The organism is Acinetobacter sp. DMC2 (assembly GCF_056314305.1).
The window spans coordinates 745,119-765,467 of the sequence record NZ_JBQUYP010000001.1 but is presented as its reverse complement, the minus strand read 5'-3'; the positions used below and the strand labels follow the sequence as shown (position 1 = coordinate 765,467).

General features: G+C 38.6%; 23 protein-coding genes. 8 read left to right on the top strand and 15 right to left on the bottom strand.

Annotated features, from left to right (window positions below; all coding sequences use genetic code 11):
- Nucleotides 1–18: 18 nt before the first annotated feature.
- The 5 genes from ybgC to ACT53H_RS03670 form a co-directional block, all read right to left on the bottom strand.
- Complete coding sequence (gene ybgC / locus ACT53H_RS03690) at nt 19–426, bottom strand: tol-pal system-associated acyl-CoA thioesterase (RefSeq protein WP_004699892.1); 408 nt, start codon at nt 424–426, stop codon at nt 19–21.
- 213 nt (nt 427–639) lie between these two features.
- Nucleotides 640–1,974 carry a M20 family metallopeptidase gene (locus tag ACT53H_RS03685; protein ID WP_476008635.1) on the bottom strand — a complete coding sequence of 445 codons (1,335 nt, stop codon included), beginning with the start codon at nt 1,972–1,974 and terminating at the stop codon, nt 640–642.
- A 203-nt stretch (nt 1,975–2,177) separates the two neighbouring features.
- A complete protein-coding gene (ruvB, locus tag ACT53H_RS03680) occupies nt 2,178–3,182 on the bottom strand; it encodes a Holliday junction branch migration DNA helicase RuvB (protein ID WP_004790665.1) in 1,005 nt (334 codons plus the stop codon).
- A 7-nt stretch (nt 3,183–3,189) separates the two neighbouring features.
- Nucleotides 3,190–3,789, bottom strand: a complete 600-nt coding sequence (ruvA, locus tag ACT53H_RS03675; protein ID WP_005307546.1) for a Holliday junction branch migration protein RuvA — start codon at nt 3,787–3,789, stop codon at nt 3,190–3,192.
- A 93-nt stretch (nt 3,790–3,882) separates the two neighbouring features.
- On the bottom strand, nt 3,883–5,223 hold the full coding sequence (locus ACT53H_RS03670) for a deoxyguanosinetriphosphate triphosphohydrolase (protein ID WP_004790671.1): 1,341 nt from the start codon (nt 5,221–5,223) through the stop codon (nt 3,883–3,885).
- A gap of 309 nt (nt 5,224–5,532) precedes the next feature.
- On the opposite strand from ACT53H_RS03670, the gene purL reads away from it, so the two are divergent.
- The 4 genes from purL to ACT53H_RS03650 all read left to right on the top strand — a co-directional run bounded on the left by purL (nt 5,533) and on the right by ACT53H_RS03650 (nt 11,370).
- Nucleotides 5,533–9,366 (top strand): phosphoribosylformylglycinamidine synthase, encoded by a 3,834-nt coding sequence (gene purL / locus ACT53H_RS03665; RefSeq protein WP_476008634.1) that lies wholly within the window; start codon nt 5,533–5,535, stop codon nt 9,364–9,366.
- An 82-nt stretch (nt 9,367–9,448) separates the two neighbouring features.
- Entirely contained in the window at nt 9,449–10,654 is a 1,206-nt protein-coding gene (locus ACT53H_RS03660) for a multidrug effflux MFS transporter (RefSeq protein ID WP_238611859.1), read from the top strand.
- Between the two features lie 200 nt (nt 10,655–10,854).
- Nucleotides 10,855–10,980, top strand: coding sequence for a KGW motif small protein (locus ACT53H_RS03655; RefSeq protein WP_476008633.1), 126 nt, complete (start codon nt 10,855–10,857; stop codon nt 10,978–10,980).
- A 69-nt stretch (nt 10,981–11,049) separates the two neighbouring features.
- On the top strand, nt 11,050–11,370 hold the full coding sequence (locus tag ACT53H_RS03650; RefSeq protein ID WP_004790680.1) for a YqfO family protein: 321 nt from the start codon (nt 11,050–11,052) through the stop codon (nt 11,368–11,370).
- On the opposite strand, the gene ACT53H_RS03645 is transcribed toward ACT53H_RS03650, so the two are convergent.
- The gene (locus ACT53H_RS03645) at nt 11,363–12,163 is read right to left on the bottom strand and encodes an enoyl-CoA hydratase-related protein (RefSeq protein WP_476008632.1); all 801 of its coding nucleotides are present in this window, start codon (nt 12,161–12,163) and stop codon (nt 11,363–11,365) included. The genes ACT53H_RS03650 and ACT53H_RS03645 overlap by 8 nt on opposite strands.
- A gap of 109 nt (nt 12,164–12,272) precedes the next feature.
- Between ACT53H_RS03645 and ACT53H_RS03640 the strand changes: the two genes are divergently transcribed.
- The gene (locus ACT53H_RS03640) at nt 12,273–12,839 is read left to right on the top strand and encodes a nicotinate-nicotinamide nucleotide adenylyltransferase (RefSeq protein WP_151964186.1); all 567 of its coding nucleotides are present in this window, start codon (nt 12,273–12,275) and stop codon (nt 12,837–12,839) included.
- Here ACT53H_RS03640 and ACT53H_RS03635 read toward each other — a convergent pair.
- The gene (locus ACT53H_RS03635) at nt 12,831–13,757 is read right to left on the bottom strand and encodes a LysR family transcriptional regulator (protein WP_004790687.1); all 927 of its coding nucleotides are present in this window, start codon (nt 13,755–13,757) and stop codon (nt 12,831–12,833) included. The genes ACT53H_RS03640 and ACT53H_RS03635 overlap by 9 nt on opposite strands.
- Before the next feature lie 97 nt (nt 13,758–13,854).
- On the opposite strand from ACT53H_RS03635, the gene gstA reads away from it, so the two are divergent.
- From gstA to ACT53H_RS03620, 3 genes are read left to right on the top strand one after another with little or no spacing between them, the layout of a single operon-like run.
- A complete protein-coding gene (gene gstA / locus ACT53H_RS03630; protein WP_476008631.1) occupies nt 13,855–14,457 on the top strand; it encodes a glutathione transferase GstA in 603 nt (200 codons plus the stop codon).
- Between the two features lie 39 nt (nt 14,458–14,496).
- A complete protein-coding gene (locus tag ACT53H_RS03625; protein WP_476008630.1) occupies nt 14,497–14,709 on the top strand; it encodes a 2-hydroxymuconate tautomerase family protein in 213 nt (70 codons plus the stop codon).
- Between the two features lies 1 nt (nt 14,710).
- Nucleotides 14,711–15,091 carry a nuclear transport factor 2 family protein gene (locus tag ACT53H_RS03620; protein ID WP_476008629.1) on the top strand — a complete coding sequence of 127 codons (381 nt, stop codon included), beginning with the start codon at nt 14,711–14,713 and terminating at the stop codon, nt 15,089–15,091.
- Between the two features lie 4 nt (nt 15,092–15,095).
- Here ACT53H_RS03620 and ACT53H_RS03615 read toward each other — a convergent pair whose 3' ends face one another.
- The 8 genes from ACT53H_RS03615 to dapD form a co-directional block, all read right to left on the bottom strand.
- Entirely contained in the window at nt 15,096–15,458 is a 363-nt protein-coding gene (locus ACT53H_RS03615; RefSeq protein ID WP_004790695.1) for a glyoxalase superfamily protein, read from the bottom strand.
- A gap of 11 nt (nt 15,459–15,469) precedes the next feature.
- Entirely contained in the window at nt 15,470–16,042 is a 573-nt protein-coding gene (locus ACT53H_RS03610; protein ID WP_476008628.1) for a CAP domain-containing protein, read from the bottom strand.
- A 117-nt stretch (nt 16,043–16,159) separates the two neighbouring features.
- Entirely contained in the window at nt 16,160–16,621 is a 462-nt protein-coding gene (locus ACT53H_RS03605; protein ID WP_476008627.1) for a peroxiredoxin, read from the bottom strand.
- 19 nt (nt 16,622–16,640) lie between these two features.
- Nucleotides 16,641–17,327: a Dph6-related ATP pyrophosphatase gene (locus ACT53H_RS03600; RefSeq protein ID WP_476008626.1), complete on the bottom strand. Its 687-nt coding sequence runs from the start codon at nt 17,325–17,327 to the stop codon at nt 16,641–16,643.
- Between the two features lie 99 nt (nt 17,328–17,426).
- Nucleotides 17,427–17,843 carry a hypothetical protein gene (locus ACT53H_RS03595; RefSeq protein ID WP_003650267.1) on the bottom strand — a complete coding sequence of 139 codons (417 nt, stop codon included), beginning with the start codon at nt 17,841–17,843 and terminating at the stop codon, nt 17,427–17,429.
- Nucleotides 17,844–17,859: 16 nt separating this feature from the next.
- Nucleotides 17,860–18,528, bottom strand: coding sequence for a 7-cyano-7-deazaguanine synthase QueC (gene queC, locus ACT53H_RS03590; protein WP_004790702.1), 669 nt, complete (start codon nt 18,526–18,528; stop codon nt 17,860–17,862).
- A 40-nt stretch (nt 18,529–18,568) separates the two neighbouring features.
- Nucleotides 18,569–19,279 carry a 7-carboxy-7-deazaguanine synthase QueE gene (gene queE / locus ACT53H_RS03585; RefSeq protein WP_133747135.1) on the bottom strand — a complete coding sequence of 237 codons (711 nt, stop codon included), beginning with the start codon at nt 19,277–19,279 and terminating at the stop codon, nt 18,569–18,571.
- A 98-nt stretch (nt 19,280–19,377) separates the two neighbouring features.
- Entirely contained in the window at nt 19,378–20,199 is an 822-nt protein-coding gene (dapD, locus tag ACT53H_RS03580; protein ID WP_004699931.1) for a 2,3,4,5-tetrahydropyridine-2,6-dicarboxylate N-succinyltransferase, read from the bottom strand.
- Nucleotides 20,200–20,349: the final 150 nt, after the last annotated feature.

The following is a 20,349-nucleotide window of genomic DNA, read 5'->3' as shown; positions in this document are numbered from 1 at the left end:
CATATGCCGGTTGTTTTTTTAGTCTTGTTCCAATTCTTTACGAATAAGATCACGTATTTCTTCTGGAAGACGACGAGCTACAAGTTCTTTGCTTAAACATGCCAACTCAACCTCGCCAGAAGCAAGCAAGATTTCACCACGATAAATATTTTGTTGCAACACAAATGACGCAGCTTTACATGAAACTACACGTGCTGTAACAGTAATTAAATCATCCATTAAAATAGGACGCATGTATTTTACGTCAATTTTGTGCACGACAAAGTTGTAGTCTTTTTGATGCCAGTAATGATCAACGCCAGAAGCACGGAGCCATTCAGTACGGGTACGTTCCATATAGCGAATGTGGTTGGCATGGTAAACAATACCGCCTGCGTCCGTATCTTCAATATAAACACGAATGTTGAATTCAAAATGATTCGCCATGAGAGGATTCCGTTTTAGTTCACTATAGAGCTTTGCATTTAAAATATGACTGCTGAATAAAACATTAGTTCCATTCAAAAGCCATACATCTGCTTTTAAATACGGGGCAGTTTAGCAGATTGCATACTAAGTCCTATGGCACAACCTTTCAATTGCGATTGCTGAATTTCTAATCTAAAAACGCTACATCTTATGGCTAGCAAGCTTTTTAAGTTAAGAGGGCTTCCATGAAGTTTGGACTTGTTTTGATATATTCGGATAATCTAATACGAACCTTACATGTAGCTCAGTTCCAGTTTTTAAGGTCTTGTCATCTACAATAAAATAGGGATTATGATTCGGTACAGCCTGATTTAAGTCTTGATTTTCTGGTGTCGCCCCTAAGAAGACAAAGAATGAGGGCATTAACTTGCCATAATAGGCAAAATCTTCACTTGCACTCGCATTATGGTCTAAAACATGAAGTTTTGACTCGCCAGCAACTTTAGCTAATGTTGGCTGAATAAGTTGAGTAAGGGTTTTGTCATTCATGGTGACTGGCGCATAAGGCGCAATTTCAACTTTAGCAGTGACATCATTGGCTTGAGCGTTATGCTCAATCATGACTGGTAAACTTTTTAAGATGTTATTTCTTATTTCTTCGTTATTAGAACGAATGGTACCGATCATATTGACCTGTTCGGGAATCACATTTCCTGCTGTACCACCTTGAATATTGCCAATACTGACCACGCCCATACCTTGGGTTAGATCTGTTCTTCGGCTAATAAGACTTTGTAAATTATTAATCATTTGTGCCGATGCATAAATTGGATCTCTGCCTAACCATGGCGTCGAACCATGAACCTGCTTGCCGTTGACCTGAATACGTAAGTGGTCTGCACTATTTAAAATAGCACCATCTTTATAATAAAGATGACCACTTTTCATACCCGCAATCACATGCATTCCAAAAATAGCTTCTGGTTTGTAGTCTTTAAAAGCACCATCAGCGATCATTTTTCGTGAACCGATTTGATCACCCTGAGTGAAGTTATCTATATCTGCACCACCTTCTTCAGCAGGTTGGAAAACAAAAATAACTGTGCCCGATATTTTATCTTTATTCGCAGCTAAAATTTTTGCTGCGCCTAATAACATTGCAGTGTGTGCATCATGTCCACATGCATGCATCACATAAGTTTCCTTACCTTGATAAATTGCTTTTTGTTTACTGGCAAAGGAAACACCGCTCTTTTCTTCCATAGGTAAAGCATCCATATCCGCTCTAAGCGCAATAATAGGCCCAGGTTTATTACCTTTTAAAATACCTACAACACCTGTTTTCGCATAGCCTGTTTTGACTTGAATGCCATAAGACTTTAATTCTTTTTGAACAAGGGCAGAGGTTTTAAATTCCATATTGCCAAGTTCAGGGTGTTGATGAATGTTTTGTCTTAGCTGAATGACTTGATTTTCATTTTGTTGGGTAGCATCGTTGACCCAATCTGCTAGGCTTAGCTGAGTCATGAAGGCAAGTGGAAAAAATAAAGCGGCTTTCTTATACATGTCCTTATCCTAAAAATATTATTGTTCATAAGATTTAATATCTAGATTTCTTATAATTCAGTTTTTGAAAATATTAAAAAATCAATAAGGTATAAAGAAAGACTTAAAAGGTATCGAGTGGCTAATCTATTGATAAGAAAATAATTATTTGAGTTGGAGGAATAGAATAATTAAAAAAGGAAGAGAAAATTCTCTTCCTTTGATTAGTTTTTAGGCTCAGGTGGTGTCATTCCAAACTGTAAATAAGATTGGTTCGTTGCAATGCGACCTCGCGCAGTACGCATCACATAACCTTGTTGAATTAAATACGGTTCAATTACATCTTCAAGTGTACCGCTATCTTCAGCCATTGCTGCTGCAAGCGCTTCGACTCCAGCAGGGCCGCCATCAAAACGCTCTAACAGCATGCTCAAATAACGGCGGTCTAGGGTATCTAAACCTGCTTTATCAACATTGAGCATATCAAGCGCACGTTGTGCCATTTCATGAGTCACTTCGCCTGTACCTTTCACTTGAGCATAGTCACGAACTCGACGTAATAAACGATTGGCAATACGAGGTGTTCCGCGTGCACGGCGTGCAACTTCTTCTGCACCCTCAACTGTAATGGGTACATTCATCAGGTTTGCAGAGCGTGAAACAATATGAGTTAAATCTTCTACAGAGTAGAACTCAAGACGTTGCACAATACCAAAACGGTCACGTAGAGGAGAGGTGAGCAAGCCCGCACGTGTAGTTGCAGCCACAAGTGTAAAAGGCGGTAAATCGAGTTTAATTGAACGAGCAGCAGGGCCTTCACCAATCATAATATCTAATTGGTAGTCTTCCATTGCTGGATAAAGAATTTCTTCAATCACTGGTGAAAGGCGGTGAATTTCATCAATGAACAAAACGTCGCCTTCTTCGAGGTTGGTCAACATTGCTGCTAAGTCGCCGGCACGTTCCAAAACTGGTCCCGAAGTAGATTTAAGATTTCCACCCATTTCACGCGCAATAATGTTGGCAAGGGTGGTTTTACCTAAGCCCGGTGGACCAAAAATCAGCGTGTGGTCAAGTGCTTCACCACGACCGCGAGCTGCGCCAATGAAAATTTCCATTTGCTCGCGTACTACAGGTTGTCCGATGTAGTCGGCAAGAGAAGTTGGTCGAATAGCCCGATCAAAATGATCTTCAGGCTTTTCTGCTCCACTGATTAGACGGTCTTGCATAAGTGTTTTACTTCATCATTGATTTAAGAGCAGCACGAATAATATCGGCTGATTCTGTGTAATCGGCTTTAACCGCAGCAACAGCTTTTTGTGCTTCAAGTGGCTTATAACCTAAAGATTGCAAAGCGGCTTCTGCTTCTGCCACAGGCGAGTTTGCAGCGAACTGAATTTGAGGCAGGCTAGCTGAAGTAGAAGTACCTTGGGCTAATGTTTTGAAACGGTCACGAAGCTCAATCATTAAACGTTCAGCTGTTTTTTTGCCAACACCCGGAACTTTTACTAACGTGTTAATGTCGTCATGCTCAATGGTGTGAACCAATAGCTCAACGCTTAGTGTCGATAGAATACCCAATGCCATTTTCGGACCAACACCATTTACTTTTAATAAGGTGCGGAAAATTGTTTTTTCTTGAGCATCACTAAAACCGTAGAGTTGCTGTGCATCTTCACGGACAACCAAATGCGTCCATAACGTAACTTTTTGGCCTTTTTGTAATTGGCAAAATGTTGAAAGTGGCGTATCGATTTCATATCCCACACCATTTACATTCAGTAAGACAGTAGGGGCTTCTAGGGCAAACACTTCGCCAATTAAACATCCGATCATAGAGTAATTTCACTTATTCATAACTGTAAATCTGATCGTTTTAACATTTATTGAAAACGATACAGGTTTTATTTCTTTCTATATTAAGCCAGCTTAAAACAAGCCAATTTTATTACCTTGTAGCTCTTGAGCCAAGCTATAAGCCTGATGATCTGAGAACTTACTGATAATATCGAGTACTTGCATAATATTGCTGTAATGATTATTGCTAAAGTTAGCACCATACAGATTAAGGATAGACATTAAACGTTGTTCTTTAAAGCTTAAAGATTTATGTGGTGTGGTCAGCGGCACAAATGCATCTAAAATCGTTTGCAAACTTTGATGCGCAATAATTTCTAAGCCAGACTTTTGTGGATGCTCAAAAATTTTATCACGCGCCAGATTTTTGGCTGTTTCAATACCAATTGCAATATCGGGTGAACAATATTGTAAAAGGTTGCCTTTAAGCTGACCGGTAATAATTTCATAATGATGTTTAGCAAAAGCTGTGGTGACTTCATCAACTAGACGTTTCATAACTCGACCACGTAGGGCCGAAATCTTTTGTTGCCATGTACTATTCGGATGTGACAATTCTTCAGGCTGACCATAGTCGGCAATAAGGTTTAAGAAAATTGGTTCAACTTCTTGGTAACTCAGCATATTTAAGATAATGCCATCTTCTAAGTCAATTAAGGCATAGCAAATGTCATCAGCGGCTTCTAACAAATAGGTCAGTGGATGGCGACAATAATGATATTCACCTAACTGGATAAGCCCGAGCTGTTCAGCAATTTGTTTTAAAATTTCTTTTTCAGATTGATAACAACCAAACTTTGCTCGTTGATGGGATGGGCGATCACCTTGTGAAGCAATAGTTTTCGAGAGCCATGGGTACTTTAAATAAGCCCCTAAAGTTGCATAGGTTAAGCGCATTCCTCCATCATTTGGATGATAATCAATACGGCTTAATAAACGTAAACCTTGAGCATTACCCTCAAACTGGCGAACATCTGCTTCTTCTTCTGGACTTAATTTTTTTAAAAAATCATCATGTGAAGCATCGTCAAACCACTCACGAATCGCGTATTCACCTGCATGTCCGAAAGGTGGGTTGCCAATGTCGTGGGCAAGACAAGCTGCTTGAATAATTGCACCGACATCAGCAGGAGAAATCCAGACGGGTAATTCATTTTTTATTTTTTCTGCAGCAAGCATACCCATTGAGCGACCAATACAGGAAACTTCAAGTGAGTGAGTTAAACGGGTATGAATGCCATCATGCTGTGCGAGTGGGTGGACTTGCGTCTTACGGTTTAGCTGACGAAAACTTTGAGAAAATATAATACGGTCATAATCTTTATGGAATGGGCTACGAGCCAGTTCTGTACTGCTTTTTTTACTACCTAAACGAACTGCAGAAAGCAGCTCTAACCAACGCATTTGTTCCATTTATCATTATTCAAAACTGTAAAACCTGATCATGCCAAAAAAAAGTTAAAAGCACTAGCTTGGTGCGACATAGTTTGTCTTAGTTCAGGTTTTATTATGTTATTGAATAAACATGAAACAATTTATTTTTAACTAGAATGCCTAAAAAAATGATTTTGAACAAAAAACTACTCACTTCTTGCAGAATTAGGTTACAGAATACTGATTCTACATCTAGCTGATTTTAGCAAGAAGCAGTAGAATATGCGCTCTCTCTAAAGTCACATTGCGGTAAGGTTCACAAGACCTGCCCGTGGAGCCAAAATCAACATGTTTATCGTGGCCGGTGCAGCAGCACATTCTTCTTTTAAGAAAGCTCAACTATTAACACGTTTATCGTCAATTAGTTCTGTTCAATCTTTTGACAGCCAATGGGTCTATTTGTTTGATCAAGCGCTCAACGAGCAGCAACATCAATCTGCTTTGCAATTATTGAATGACGGTGAGTCTTTTGAACTTCGTCAATCTGCAAGTGATGAGATTCAGATTTTAGTTACACCACGTGTGGGTACTATTTCACCTTGGTCTTCTAAAGCAACTGATATTTTCAAAAACTGTAATACACCAGTACACCGTTTAGAACGTGGTCTTTTATTCACGTTAAAAGGCGTTACTGAAATTACGAATGAAGTTAAACAAGTACTTCATGACCGTATGACAGAAACAGTTTTTGCTCAAATTGATGATGCAAAAGCATTATTTTCAGAAACAGCTCCAAAACCATTAAATTCAATTGATATCTTGGGTCAAGGCAAAGAAGCTTTGGTTAAAGCTAATAATGAGTTTGGTTTTGCGTTATCTGAACAAGAAATTGATTACTTAACTGAAGCATTCATTAAGCTTGGTCGTAATCCAAATGACATCGAGTTGATGATGTTTGCACAAGCAAACTCTGAGCACTGCCGTCATAAAATCTTTGGATCTGAATGGACAATTGATGGTGAAAAACAACCATTATCATTGTTCCAGATGATTAAAAACACTTATAAAGAATCTCCAACTGATGTGTTATCGGCATATAAAGATAATGCTTCAGTAATCGTGGGTTATGACACGATGCGTTTTTATCCGAAAGCAGATGAAAACGGCCACTTTGTTTATAAATATAAGAGCCAAGCTGCTCATATTTTAATGAAGGTTGAAACTCATAACCATCCAACAGCAATTTCTCCATTTGCTGGTGCTGCAACTGGTTCAGGCGGTGAAATCCGTGATGAAGGTGCAACAGGTCGTGGTGGTAAACCAAAAGCTGGTTTAACAGGTTTCACAGTTTCTAACTTAAACATTCCAGGTTTTGAACAACCTTGGGAAGAAAACTACGGTAAACCTTCACGTATGGCTTCGCCATTACAAATCATGATTGAAGGTCCATTAGGCGGTGCGGCATTTAACAATGAATTCGGTCGTCCTGCGTTGAATGGTTATTTCCGTACTTTCGAACAGAATGTAAATGGTGAAGTGAAAGGCTTCCACAAGCCAATCATGATTGCTGGTGGTTACGGTAATATCCGTCCTGATCACGTAGAAAAAGATGCGATTCAACCAGGTGATTTACTCATTGTATTGGGTGGCCCTGCAATGTTAATCGGTCTTGGTGGCGGTGCAGCATCTTCGGTAGATAGCGGTACAATGGGTGAAAGCCTTGATTTCGCTTCAGTACAACGTGAAAACCCAGAAATGGAACGTCGTTGTCAAGAAGTAATCGATACTTGCTGGCGTTTAGAAGACTTCAACCCAATCGTTTCTGTACACGACGTTGGCGCGGGCGGTCTATCAAATGCTATGCCTGAACTTGTGAACGATCATGAGTTAGGGGCAGTTCTTAACCTTCGTAAGATTCCTTCATTAGAGCCGGGCATGAGCCCAATGGAGATCTGGTCAAATGAAGCACAAGAGCGTTATGTTCTTGCTATTCGTCCAGAATCTTTAGACCAGTTCGAAGCAATCTGTGCACGTGAACGTTGTCCGTTTGCTGTGTTGGGTGAAGCAACTGAAGCACGTCACTTAACAGTTGAAGATCCATTGTTCCAAAATGATGCTGTTGATATGCCAATGCAGGTGATGCTTGGTGGTACGCCACGCATGCAGCGTTCTTATGAAACTATTGAACGTAGTGGCGATGATTTTGACGCTTCAAAAGTTGATTTGAAAGATGCGATTTTCCGTGTATTGAAAAACCCTACAGTTGCGTCTAAATCATTCTTGATCACAATTGGTGACCGTTCAATTACAGGTATGGTTGCACGTGATCAAATGGTTGGTCGTTGGCAGGTTCCTGTTGCGGATGCAGCAGTAACGACAACAAGTTTGCAAGGTTTCACTGGTGAAGCAATGGCAATGGGTGAACGTCCACCAGTTGCATTGTTAAATCCAGCAGCATCTGCTCGTTTGGCAGTTGCTGAAGCAATTACCAATATTGCATGTGCAAACATTGAACAAATTAGCGATATCAAACTTTCTGCAAACTGGATGGCTGCTGCTGGTCAAAAAGGTGAAGACCAAGCATTGTTTGAAGGCGTGAAAGCGATTGGTATGGAAATGTGTCCTGCTTTAGGAATTGCGATTCCTGTAGGGAAAGACTCGCTTTCAATGCGCACGACTTGGAATGACAACGGTGAAGATAAAGCCGTAACATCTCCAATGACGGGTGTAATTACTGCATTTGCTCCAGTAACTGATGTTCGTAAGACCTTAACACCTGAACTTAAAAATTTAGAAGATTCAGTACTTGTGCGTATTGATTTATCTAAAGGTCAGTTCCGTTTAGGTGGTTCGATTCTTGCTCAAGTATATAAAGCAATCGGTTCAATCACTCCAGATGTTGATAGTTTTGATGATTTCAAAGCGTTCTTCGCTTTAATCCAAGACTGGAACAATCGTGGCTTGATTCAAGCTTACCATGACATCGGTGATGGTGGTTTATTAGCTTCTGTAGCTGAAATGATGTTTGCTGCACGTTTAGGTGTTGCGTTAGAAAATCAGACTACTGCGGGCTTATTTGCAGAAGAAATTGGTGCAGTACTTCAAATCAAAGCAACTGATTGGGAAGCTTTGCAGGCAGAAATCGCAGCTTCTAGCTTAAAAGATGCAATTGCTGTAGTTGGTCGTGTAAATAACTCAGATCAATTATCTGTAAATGGTTTAATTTTAGATCGTGCTGAATTACAACAAGCTTGGTCTGAGGTATCTCATCAGATCCAACGTTTACGTGATAACGTAGAAACTGCTGATCAGGAATTTTCATTAATTACTGACAATGCACACCAAGGTTTAATTGCTAAACCAACATTCGATTTGAATGAACCTATTGAAGCGCCGTTTATTAATACACGTCGTCCTAATATGGCAATCTTGCGTGAGCAAGGTGTAAATGGTCATATTGAAATGGCCGCAGCTTTTGACAAAGTTGGCTTTAATACGATTGATGTACACATGAGCGATTTACTTGCTGGTCGTGTAAGTCTAAGTGATTTCGAAGGTTTAGTGACTTGTGGTGGTTTCTCTTACGGCGACGTAATGGGCGCAGGTGGTGGTTGGGCAAAATCAGTATTATTCAATGCTAAATTACGTGATCAGTTTGAACAGTTCTTCCATCGTGAAGAAACATTCAGCTTAGGTATCTGTAATGGTTGCCAAATGTTGTCACAATTAGCACCACTTATTCCGGGTGCTGAGCACTGGCCACGTTTCCACCGCAATATGTCAGAAGTTTTTGAAGCTCGTAGCGTAAACGTTCGTGTTGAAAAATCTGTTTCTGTATTGCTTGATGGTATGGAAGGTTCAATCTTACCGATTGCTGTTGCACATGGTGAAGGTCGTGCTGTTGCAAGTGAAGCTAACATTGCAAGCTTGAATGCAGCTAACCAAGTTGCATTGCGTTATGTGGATAGCCACGGTAACCCGACTCAACATTACCCATTGAACCCGAATGGCTCACCTGAAGCGATTACTGGTGTTACTTCTAAAGATGGTCGTGCAACGATTATGATGCCGCACCCTGAGCGTACTTTCCGTGCAATTCAGCACTCTTGGAGTCCAGAAGAGTGGACTGAAGATGGTGCATGGTTACGTATGTTCCGTAATGCACGTAAGTTTATTGGTTAATATAAAAAGTGAAATAAGCCACCGTAAGGTGGCTTATTTGTATGTAGTACAATGTAAATAGAATAAATAGTAGAGAAGAAAAATGAAATCAAAAATCCATTTCCGTGAATTTGCATTGCTCATGGCATTGCTCATGTCGATTGTTTCTTTTTCGATAGATGCAGTTTTGCCTGCTTTAGGCGAGATTGGACGTATTTTTGAATTAAAAAATAATAACCAATCGCAATGGGTCATCATTGGTATCTTTTCTGGCATGACCATTGGCCAGCTCATTGCGGGGCCTCTATCCGATGCGATTGGGCGTAAACGCATTTTATTCACAGGAATTATTATTTATTTTCTGGGAAGTTTATTGTGCTTTACAACACAAAGTTTTGAGTGGTTTTTAGTTGGGCGATTTATTCAAGGTATTGGTGTTTCAGGGCCTTATGTTGCTACTATTTCAATTGTTAGAGATAAATACAGCGGAGCTCAAATGGCTCGCATCATGTCTTTAATTATGATGGTATTTATGGTGGCTCCAGCAGTTGCACCGAGTTTAGGACAGCTCATTATTCATTTCTTTGGTTGGCGTGAGATCTTTGTTTTATATATGGTTTATGCCACAGTGATTGGAGCATGGGTTGCTTTAAGATTAGAAGAAACCTTAGTGCCTGAAAATCGTTTACCTATGCGGTTGCAAGCATTTCAAGAGGGCTTTAAAGAAGTTGTAAGTAATAAAACCACCATGAGCTATTTGCTATGTGCAGGTTTTTGCTTTGGTGGATTCATTGGTTATTTGGGAACTTCTCAACAAATCTTTATGCAGCAGTTTGGTAAAACAGGACAAGAATTTAGCGCTTATTTTGCCGTGCTTGCTGGTGTGATGGGAATTGCCTCATTTACAAACTCTAAAATTGTTATGAAGTTTGGTATGCGTCCAATCTGTATTTATGGCTTTTTAGGCTTGTGCTTTATTTCTTTGATTTTCTTGGGAATTCAGCTTTTAGGCGTGGTTGTATCATTCTGGATGTTTATGCTTTATGCCTGCATTTTATTTTTATTATTTGGAACTCTATTTGGTAATTTAAACGCGATTGCGATGGAACCAATGGGGCATGTCGCTGGAATGGCGTCGGCTATTATTGGTGCAGCTTCCTCTGTCTTGTCACTTATTCTTGCCTCTATTATTGGGCAATTATATAACGGTACATTAATTCCAATGACCTGTGGTTTTGTCATTTTGTGTGGTTTAGCTTTTGCTATGACAATATATGAAAATAGATATTTAAAGAAATCGGATGCTTAAAATTATAGGGATGAAGATAAGTCATTGAATTTTCAAATTTCTTCAAACTAATAGCTACATATGGAGTGTTGAAGCTCTTGAAGCATTTTAAAAAAACGTATAAAAGTATAAGCAGCTTACTATTTAACCACTTATGCTTTATTTGAGGTTGGTTCAATTTTTGCTTTCTCTGTAACAACGATAAAAAATCGGAGATCAAAATGATGAAAAATGGAAATCACATAAAAACGTTTTATAAAAAAGATATGGGCTGGCGTTTATTTGGCTTAGCGCTTGCAATTCAAATCCTCTTTATTGGAGCAAATTATTTAGTAATGATGAACTGACTTTGATTTTGAGGCTTTTTTAACGGTATGATTTAAAGCAAGTTCGCTAGTTTTTGAGTCATTTTGCCCATGTTAAAGCTGATTTATTACGTACCTGAGTCACATCTTGAGTCGACTAAACAAGCCATTTTCTCTGCTGGTGCAGGTGGTATTGGTAATTATGAACACTGCGCATGGCAAGTGAAAGGAATAGGGCAGTTTAAGCCAGTTAAAGGCGCCGATCCTTACATCGGAGAGCTAGGTGAACTTGAACAAGTTGATGAGTGGCGTGTAGAAACAATTGTAATTGAAGAAAACGCCAAGACCGTAGCGAAAGCATTAAAGGCAAGCCATCCTTATGAAGAGCCTGCCTTTGAGTTTATTCAAATCATAGAAATTGATTTTAATTAAACTGAGCGAAATCTGGTTTACGTTTTTGCATAAATGCTTGTACTGCTTCTAGCATTTCAGGTGAGTGAACGCGCTGCATAAAGATTTCAGCTTCATGATCAATACATTCAATAATTTGCTCTAGATTATGCTTCATTAATGCTTTTGTTTGCTTTAATGATGCAAGAGGCAAAGCTGCTAAATGCTGAGCTGTTGCCTGAGCAGATGCGTAAGAATCTTCAACGACTTCATTCACTAAGCCTGCTTGTACTGCGGTTTCTGCATTAAATTTTTTTGCAGTAAGCAGAAGCTCAGCTGCTTTGTGATAACCCGCTTGTTGAATGAGTAATTGACTTGCACCACCTTCTGGAGAAAGGCCAAGACTTACAAATGGAATTTGGAATAGGGCAGTGTTGTCAGCAAAAACTAAATCTGCGTGTAATAAAATCGTAACGCCAATTCCAATTGCCACACCTTTTACTGCAATAAGAAGTGGTTTTGATAATTTGGCAGCCGCTTTAAGTAGAACGAATGGTGGAACTTCTCCAGCTGGCCCCATGTTCGGATTTTGTACAAAACCCATAAAATCTTTCATGTCATTGCCAGCGGTAAAATCTTGCTCGACACCACGTAGAATAACTACTCGAACATCTTTATTAAGGTCGGCTTCATTCAATGCTTTGGCAATCCATAAATAAAGTTCGCCATAGAGTGCATTTTTTGCATCTGGGCGATTTATGGCTAAGGTGAGTACGCCACCTTCTAAATTTGCGTTTAAATGTTGATGAGGTTGTTGAATACAGCTAAGTGTCATCGTACTATCCTTGCTTTAAACCACGTTGTTAATTTTTAGGTTCTCATTATGGCGCATATTTTTTGTAATGAGCGTTACTGATGAGTTCATAAAAAGTGAAAATCTAATTATGTATAAATTTGACTATCTCGTTTTTATAGGGCGTTTTCAACCATTTCATTTGGCTCATATGCAGACAATTGAAATTGCCTTACAACAAAGCCATTATGTGGTTTTGGCATTAGGCTCTGCTCAAATGGAACGTAATATTAAAAATCCGTTCTTAGCAATAGAGCGTGAGCAAATGATCTTGTCAAATTTTTCTCTAGAAGAACAAAAGCGCATTCTTTTTGTACATGTAGTGGATGTTTATAACGACGAAAAGTGGGTAAAACAAGTCAAAACTTTAGTGAATGGCGTGATTGAACCGAACTCAAAAGTTGGTCTAATTGGGCATTTTAAGGATGAGTCTTCATATTATTTAAGATTATTTCCAGAGTGGATCATGGTTGAGCTGGATAGCTTAAAAGATTCAATTTCGGCAACGCCAATGCGTGAAGCTTATTATCGTGGTGAAATCCAAACGGAATTTTTTCCTGTAGGAACGATTAAATTTTTAGATGAATTTAAAGAGACTGAAGTTTATGCTGAACTACAACGCAAATATCTTATAGATGATAAAACCAATCTAAATTAATTCAGCTTGTGGTTTTAATTCTTTGATCAGAAAATCGATAAAAACACGAATATGAAAAGATTCGTGTTTTTTGAGTGGGTAGAGTAGAGAAAACGGACGTGAAGTTCCTGAAAATTTTGTAAGAATCTCAATCAACTCCCCATTTTGTAGCTCTTTTTCTACTATAAAACGGTAGGTTTGTAATAATCCTGCACTATGTTTTGCTAGGGTGATGGTACCTAGAATATCGTCTAAACAGCGGATTTTACCTGTACTTTGATATCCAATAATTTGATGGTTTGAATTGAATAGCCACGGTACATTTTTCCCTGTACTGGGTAGCACAAATTGAATGCATTGATGATGCTGTAAATCTTCAATGCTTTGCGGTATGCCGAATTTTTTTAAGTATTGTGGCGATGCCACCACAATTAGCTCAGCTTGTTCGAGTTGGCGTGCAATCAAGTTTGAATCAGAAAGTTGTCGTCCGCGAATCGCTAAGTCATATCCTTCTGCAATAAAGTCCACATTTTTGTTGGTTAGTTGAACATCCACTTCGATGGCTGGATATTGCTGCGAGAATTTTGCTAATAATGGCAATATTCGGTAATGCCCATAAGGTGTGGGTACGCTAATTCGAATCAAACCTGAAGGTTGTTGTTTTTGGTTTTTAAGTTGTTGCTCAGCTTCTAATATTTGATTTAATGCTTGTTTGCATTCCTCAAAATACATTTTTCCTTGTGGCGTCAAACGTACTTGTCGAGTCGTTCTCACAAAAAGTGGTGTGGCTAAATGCTTTTCTAATCGGGCGATTGAACGGCTTACAGCTGCTGGACTAACACCTGCATGAAGTGCCGCTTTGGAAAAGCTTTCGTTTTCTGCGACTAAGCAAAATAGCTCTACGCTACTAAACATCATTCTTTTTAGTTGTTGAGCCATTTATTACACCATGTAAAAAATGATTTGAGTTCTGGGCTATTTAAGCACATATAAGTAAACAATAAGATGATTTTCATATCTTGTATGGAGTTATTTTATGAAACTATATTATTCACCCAATGCTTGTTCTTTAGCACCACATATTGTTTTAAGAGAGCTGGGACTTGCATTTGAATTAATCAAAGTCGATTTGGACCAACATTTAACTGAATTTAATGAAGACTTTTATCAATTTAATCAAAAAGGACAAGTCCCTTTATTACAACTTGATGATGGTTCATTGTTAACAGAAGGTGCAGTAATTAGCCAGTTTCTTGTTGATCAATCTTTACGAAAAGATTTATTAGCTGAAATAAATACCGCTGGGCGTTACGAGGTTCTCTCATGGATGAACTTTATTGCTTCTGAAATTCATAAAGCGTATTCACCATTTTTTAATGAATCTTACAGTGAAAAAAGTAAAAACGTATATAGCATAATCCTAAATAAGCACTATGCATGGGTCGATCAACAATTAAATGGGCAAAATTATTTAACGGGAAGTAACTTTACGATTGCTGATATTTATCTTTTTGTTGTCACACGCTGGGCTGATTTTATTGGCCTTGATTTAGCACACTTTAGCCATTTAGCCAGTTTTATGCAGAGAATTTCTGAGCGCCAAACAGTTCAAGATGCAATTGCAGCCGAAGTAGCCTAATTCTTTTATTATTAAATAAAATTATAAAAGGAGGTCTATATGCCTTATATTTTAATTCAAATTACCAAAGAAAATGTCTCAATACAGCAAAAACAGCAATTAATTCAACAAGCAACAGAGCTTGTGGTTCGTGTACTTGATAAAGATCCTGCAACTACATTTGTAGTCATTGATGAAGTTGAAACTGATAACTGGGGTGTTGCAGGTGAAACTGTTTCTGCGATACGAAAAAGACAAAGTTTGAGTACTTAAAATGCAAAATAATCCGATTACTGAGATTCAGAAACAACTAGAGCAATATTTTGATGGTTTGTATTTTTGTGATGTACAACTTCTAAATAATGTTTTTCATCCTGATGCCATATATATCAATGTAACTGAGCAACCCGTACTACGATTTAGTATGGCTGAATATTTTCCGATAGTTGCGAGTCGAATTTCTCCAGCTTCAAAGCGACAAACACGACAGGATAAAATCAATTCAATCAATTTGATTCATGAACGGTTGGCGCTAGTCCATGTTGAATGCGTTATCCACCCTAAATATTTTTATGATGCACTTACATTTGTGTTTGAAGATGATCAATGGAGAATTATATCGAAAGTATTCCATTATCAAATTTTAGCGGACTGAATGATTAAGCATCTGCCCAAAAGATAATTCGGTTGGAAAAAGGATCGGTGATGCTGAGTTCAAGTGTTTCCCAATCTGTTTTTTCAACCTGAGGCTTAGAAAATTTATAATCTTTTTTGCTTAGTTCGCTGTGCAGCTCATAAATATGTTCCCAATAAATACGGATTGCACTATGTGGACTTGCATCACCAAAATGCTCTGATAAATGAATAACGCAATCATCTTTGGAAATTTGTAAATATAACGGAAAGTTATCTTCAAATTGATGTTGCCAATCAAGCTGAAAACCTAAGAACTCAAGATAAAATGATTGAGCTAAATCAACATCAAAAATTCTTAAAATTGGAGTGATTGAACCAGATTGCATCATTTTTCCTTTTAACGCGTACCAAATTGTTGAGTCCAATAACTCTTTTGCTTTACAGACTGATCAGAAGCACACGCAATTGCGTAAGTGGTGAATTTTGGATTCATTAGATTACTACAATGCAAGGGACTTGTTAGCCATTTAGACATAACTTGCCCTAAAGTTTTTTGGCCACTAGCGACATTTTCACCATTGGCTTTACCAAGTGTATTGTAAATTTTCAAACGTGATTTTAAGTCCAGACCGGTTGAGCCAACATGCCCGAGAAAGTTGTGTGCAGCCATATCTTCACTATGAGAAAGTGCACCTTTATATAAATTATTACTCCAGCTCAAAGGTTTGGTTGCTGGGAAATACTGCTGACCACATTGGCGTGATTGCTGTCGGATCTGATTAATTGTGTTTAGTACAGCTTGTTGATAGGCTGGGTTTTGCAAATCTTGGCAGCTTATTTCATTGGGATTTTTTTGAATTTGAGCAATTGATGTGGGCGTGTCAGTGGATATTGCTAATGTATTTGCACTACATGCACCGATAAAAAGAGTAGCAGGCAGCAAAGAGCAAGTTTTGAGTAGTAGACTCATATCATTGCCTTAAAATAATTATTCTAATATTTTTATGATACGCCAAAGTCAAAGTATTGGGTAATGCTTTGCAAAAAAAAAGCGAGTGTAAAATTCGCTTTTTTTTTGTTAATTTTATTAAGCTGTTTGAAGGGCTTTTAAGTCTTCTAGAACTTGTTCCGCATGCCCAGCAGCTTTAACTTTACGGTAGCTTTTAACTAAAGTTTTGTTATGGAAAATGAAAGTAGAGCGTTCAATACCCATTACTTTTTTGCCATACATATTTTTTTCTTTAATCACATCGAAGTGCTTACACAGTACTTCTTCTTTATCACTAATCAGATCAATAGTCAGTGCCTGTTTTTCAGTAAAGTTTTGGTGGGCTTTTACTGAGTCGCGCGAAACACCGTAAATACGAGCACCTAAAGCTTCAAACTGATCTTTTAGACAAGAAAAACCAACTGCTTGTGTTGTACATCCTGGAGTTGAATCTTTAGGGTAGAAGTAAATGATTAACCATTCGTTTTCGACCTCAGTCAAGTTAACTTCACCTTGTGTTGTTGGGAATATCTGATTTGGTAATTGGATATTGTCAGTCATTTCTCATCCTTCAAAAAAGCTAAATTTGATCTAATTCAAGTGGTAAAAAAGCATATTCTTCATGATAAACAATATCGAGCTTTTTTACAGGAATTGGTTTGTTAAAAATTGGGCCATCAATTACCGTCGTATGAAATTCACCGCCTTCACCACATGGATCAATACCACGGTTTTCAAGTTCTTTTATATATTCTAAGGTTAAAGTTTTTCCTAAATCTTGAATTGTCATTCCTAGTTTTAAGTTCACTGTTACAAGCACACTATGGAAACCAAGATTGATGAATTCTTCAACAACTTCACGATGTGGGCGAAGCCAAAGAGGCATTCCTAATTTGAGTCCTACCTGTTGAGTTATTCGATCATGCCAACATCCATGTTCAGGCATATCCAGATCGCCTGTAACAAGTACCTCAGCACCTTGTTGTTTTGCCTGAATGAGTAATTCAATAAATTTAGCTTCATAGTCATTCCAGCTTGATGAAGCCATGAATACTGGTAAGCCGATTGCTTTAGCTTGTGCTTGAATAATATCAAGTGGCATAGCATGTGAACGAGAGCGCTGACCTTGTTCTTCCAGCATGACAATGAGCCCACTCACTGTGCCAGTTTTCATGGCATGGTAGAGTGCAAGGGAGCTGTCTTTACCACCACTGAATGAAACAATAGAGGTCTTATTTATTGCGTTGGTTTTCCATTGTTCTTGCATTGTTTATTTCGGATAAATTGTTCAAGTTCGATAAGATCATTTTAACAGAGCTACAAAAAAGCCTGCATAAATGCAGGCTTAATTTGGAATAACAAAAGCTTATTTTTTAGGAGCTTGTTGTTGAGCAGCTTTCATTGCATCTTCAGTTAATTTTTCAAGTTTAGTTGTTAACTGAGGACCGAAACATGCTTTAAGATCACGGTTTTGTTGTTGTACAAATCCTAGAGAGCTTGGGCTTTTCTTCGCATTAATTGCACTTTGGATTTCCCATTTTTGTGCTTCAGTTACTTTACCTTGTGCTTCAACTTGGCAGCTACAGAATTTGCTAACTTCAGATGAACTTAGTTTACCGCCTTTAGCTGTTTGATCTTTACAAACGTTAACTAATGCACCTTTAACGTTAGTACTTTTATATGCTGCTTGAACTGGGTTTTCGGCAGCATGTGCTGCACCAGCCATAAGCGCAACTGTTGAAAACAAAGATGAAAGAATAAGATTTGATTTTAACAACTTCATAAATTTTACCTACTTATTACGGTATATAGCGTGTTGGGTCGGCAACACCAGCCTCGATAAAGCCTTCTTTACGCAAACGGCAACTGTCACATTTGCCACACGCACGTCCTTGAGCATCTGCTTGGTAGCAAGATACCGTTTGACTATAGTCTACGCCATGTTCAATCCCTAAACGTATAATATTCGCTTTGGATAAATGTAACAGTGGTGTTTCAAACTTAAGTGGTTTTCCTTCTACGCCAGCTTTAGTTGCTAAGCGCGCCATATTCGCAAAAGCATCAATAAATTCAGGACGACAATCAGGATATCCTGAATAATCAACAGCATTGATACCAATAACAATCGCTTCGGCATTAAATACTTCAGCTGCTGCTAGAGCATAAGAGAGGAAAATAGTGTTACGTGCTGGTACATAAGTTACAGGAATACCTTCTTGTAACTGTTCTGGTACGGCAATGTTGTGGTCTGTAAGTGCAGACCCACCTAAATTCGCCAAATCAATATTAATTACACGATGTTCAACACCTGCACGTTGAGCTAATGCTTTTGCTGCATCGAGTTCAGTCGTTGAGCGTTGGCCATACATAAAACTAATAGCAATACATTCATAGCGTGCTTGTGCCCAAGCTAGGCAAGTGGTTGAGTCTAAGCCGCCTGAAAGCAAAACAATGGCACGAGGGCGCATATTTTTCTCCATATTCGGAATGATTTATTTTATTGAGTGATTAACGACCTGATTCATCGTTCCAAAGCAGTTTATGTAACTGAAGTTGGAAGCGAACAGGGAGTTTATCATCAAGTATCCACTGTGCCAGATCACGTGCTAGACGTGGCAGGCCAACAGCACCTTTTTCAACTGCAAAGGCAGGGGAGAACCAAACGGTACTGACTTTTTTATGCAGTTGATATTTTTCAACTTGCTGCTTTGACCATTCATAATCTTCGCGGTTACAAATGACGAATTTAATTTGGTCATGTGCAGTCAAATGATCAAGATTACTGATGAGATTGCGATGTTCCTCACCAGAAGTTGGAGTTTTTAAATCGAGAACTTTAGAAACACGCGAATCTACTTTTGAGACATCGAGCGCGCCACTAGTTTCCAAAGAAACATCAAAGCCTGCTTCGCATAAGCGTTGTAATAGAATCAAACAGTTTGGCTGTGCTAATGGTTCGCCACCAGTAACACAAATATAAGGTGTTTGATACTGTTTAGCTGTTTCAATGATATGTTCAAGTGAAAAACGTTCTCCGCCTTCAAAAGAATAAGTCGTATCACAGTAACTACAACGTAGTGGACAGCCTGTTAAGCGAATGAATACAGTCGGTAAACCAGAAGCATTCGCTTCACCCTGCAACGAGTAAAAAATCTCGGTAATGCGTAAGCCAGACGCAGGGTCAGAGACAGGAATTGCAGAGGAACGTAAGGAAGCCATTCTAGAAATACCACACTATATAAAAAATAAAATCTCTACGATCAGTTGGATCGTAGAGATGAGGAGCGATTAAAGCTCCGCAAGAGCGTTATAGCAAATTAGTCAGCGCGTAACAAATCGTTCAAGCTCGTTTTTGCACGTGTTTTTGCATCAACTTTTTTCACGATAATTGCAGCGTATAAGCTGTAAGTTCCACATTTAGATGGCAAGCTGCCTGAAACTACAACTGAACCTGCTGGTACACGACCATAATGGATTTCACCAGTTTCGCGGTCATAAATTTTAGTTGATTGACCAATGAAAACGCCCATTGAAATGACTGAGCCTTCTTCAACAATTACGCCTTCAACGATTTCTGAACGCGCACCGATAAAACAGTTGTCTTCAATAATGGTTGGGTTAGCTTGTAATGGTTCTAAAACACCACCAATACCTACACCACCAGACAAGTGAACATTTTTACCGATTTGAGCACATGAACCTACAGTTGCCCATGTATCAACCATTGTGCCTTCATCTACATAAGCACCAATGTTTACATAAGAAGGCATTAACACTACGTTTTTAGCTTGGAAGCTACCACGACGCGCTACAGCAGGAGGAACAACACGAACACCTGCTGCTTTAAATTGCTCTTCAGTCCAACCAGAGAATTTAGTTTCAACTTTATCGTAGAAACGAAGATCACATGACTCGATTGGTTTATTGTCATTTAGTTTAAATGATAATAAAACAGCTTTTTTTAACCATTGGTGAACAACCCATTCACCATTGATCTTTTCAGCAACTCGAAGTGTACCGTTATCTAAACCAGCAATTGCTTCTTCAACAGCTTGGCGGATTTCGCTTGAGCAATCTGCTGCAGTAAAATTTGCGCGGTCTTCAAATGCTTGCTCAATGATCGTAGAAAGCTGAGACATGATCTTCCTTCCATAAAAAATTTTAAAGATTTTACACTAATTTGTGACAAGAATCTTTGAAAAAACGTGTTACGTTTAATTGAGGATACAAATAGGTTAAATGAAATTAAGCTTATTAGATAATCAAGTGTTTTTTACACAAAAATGATT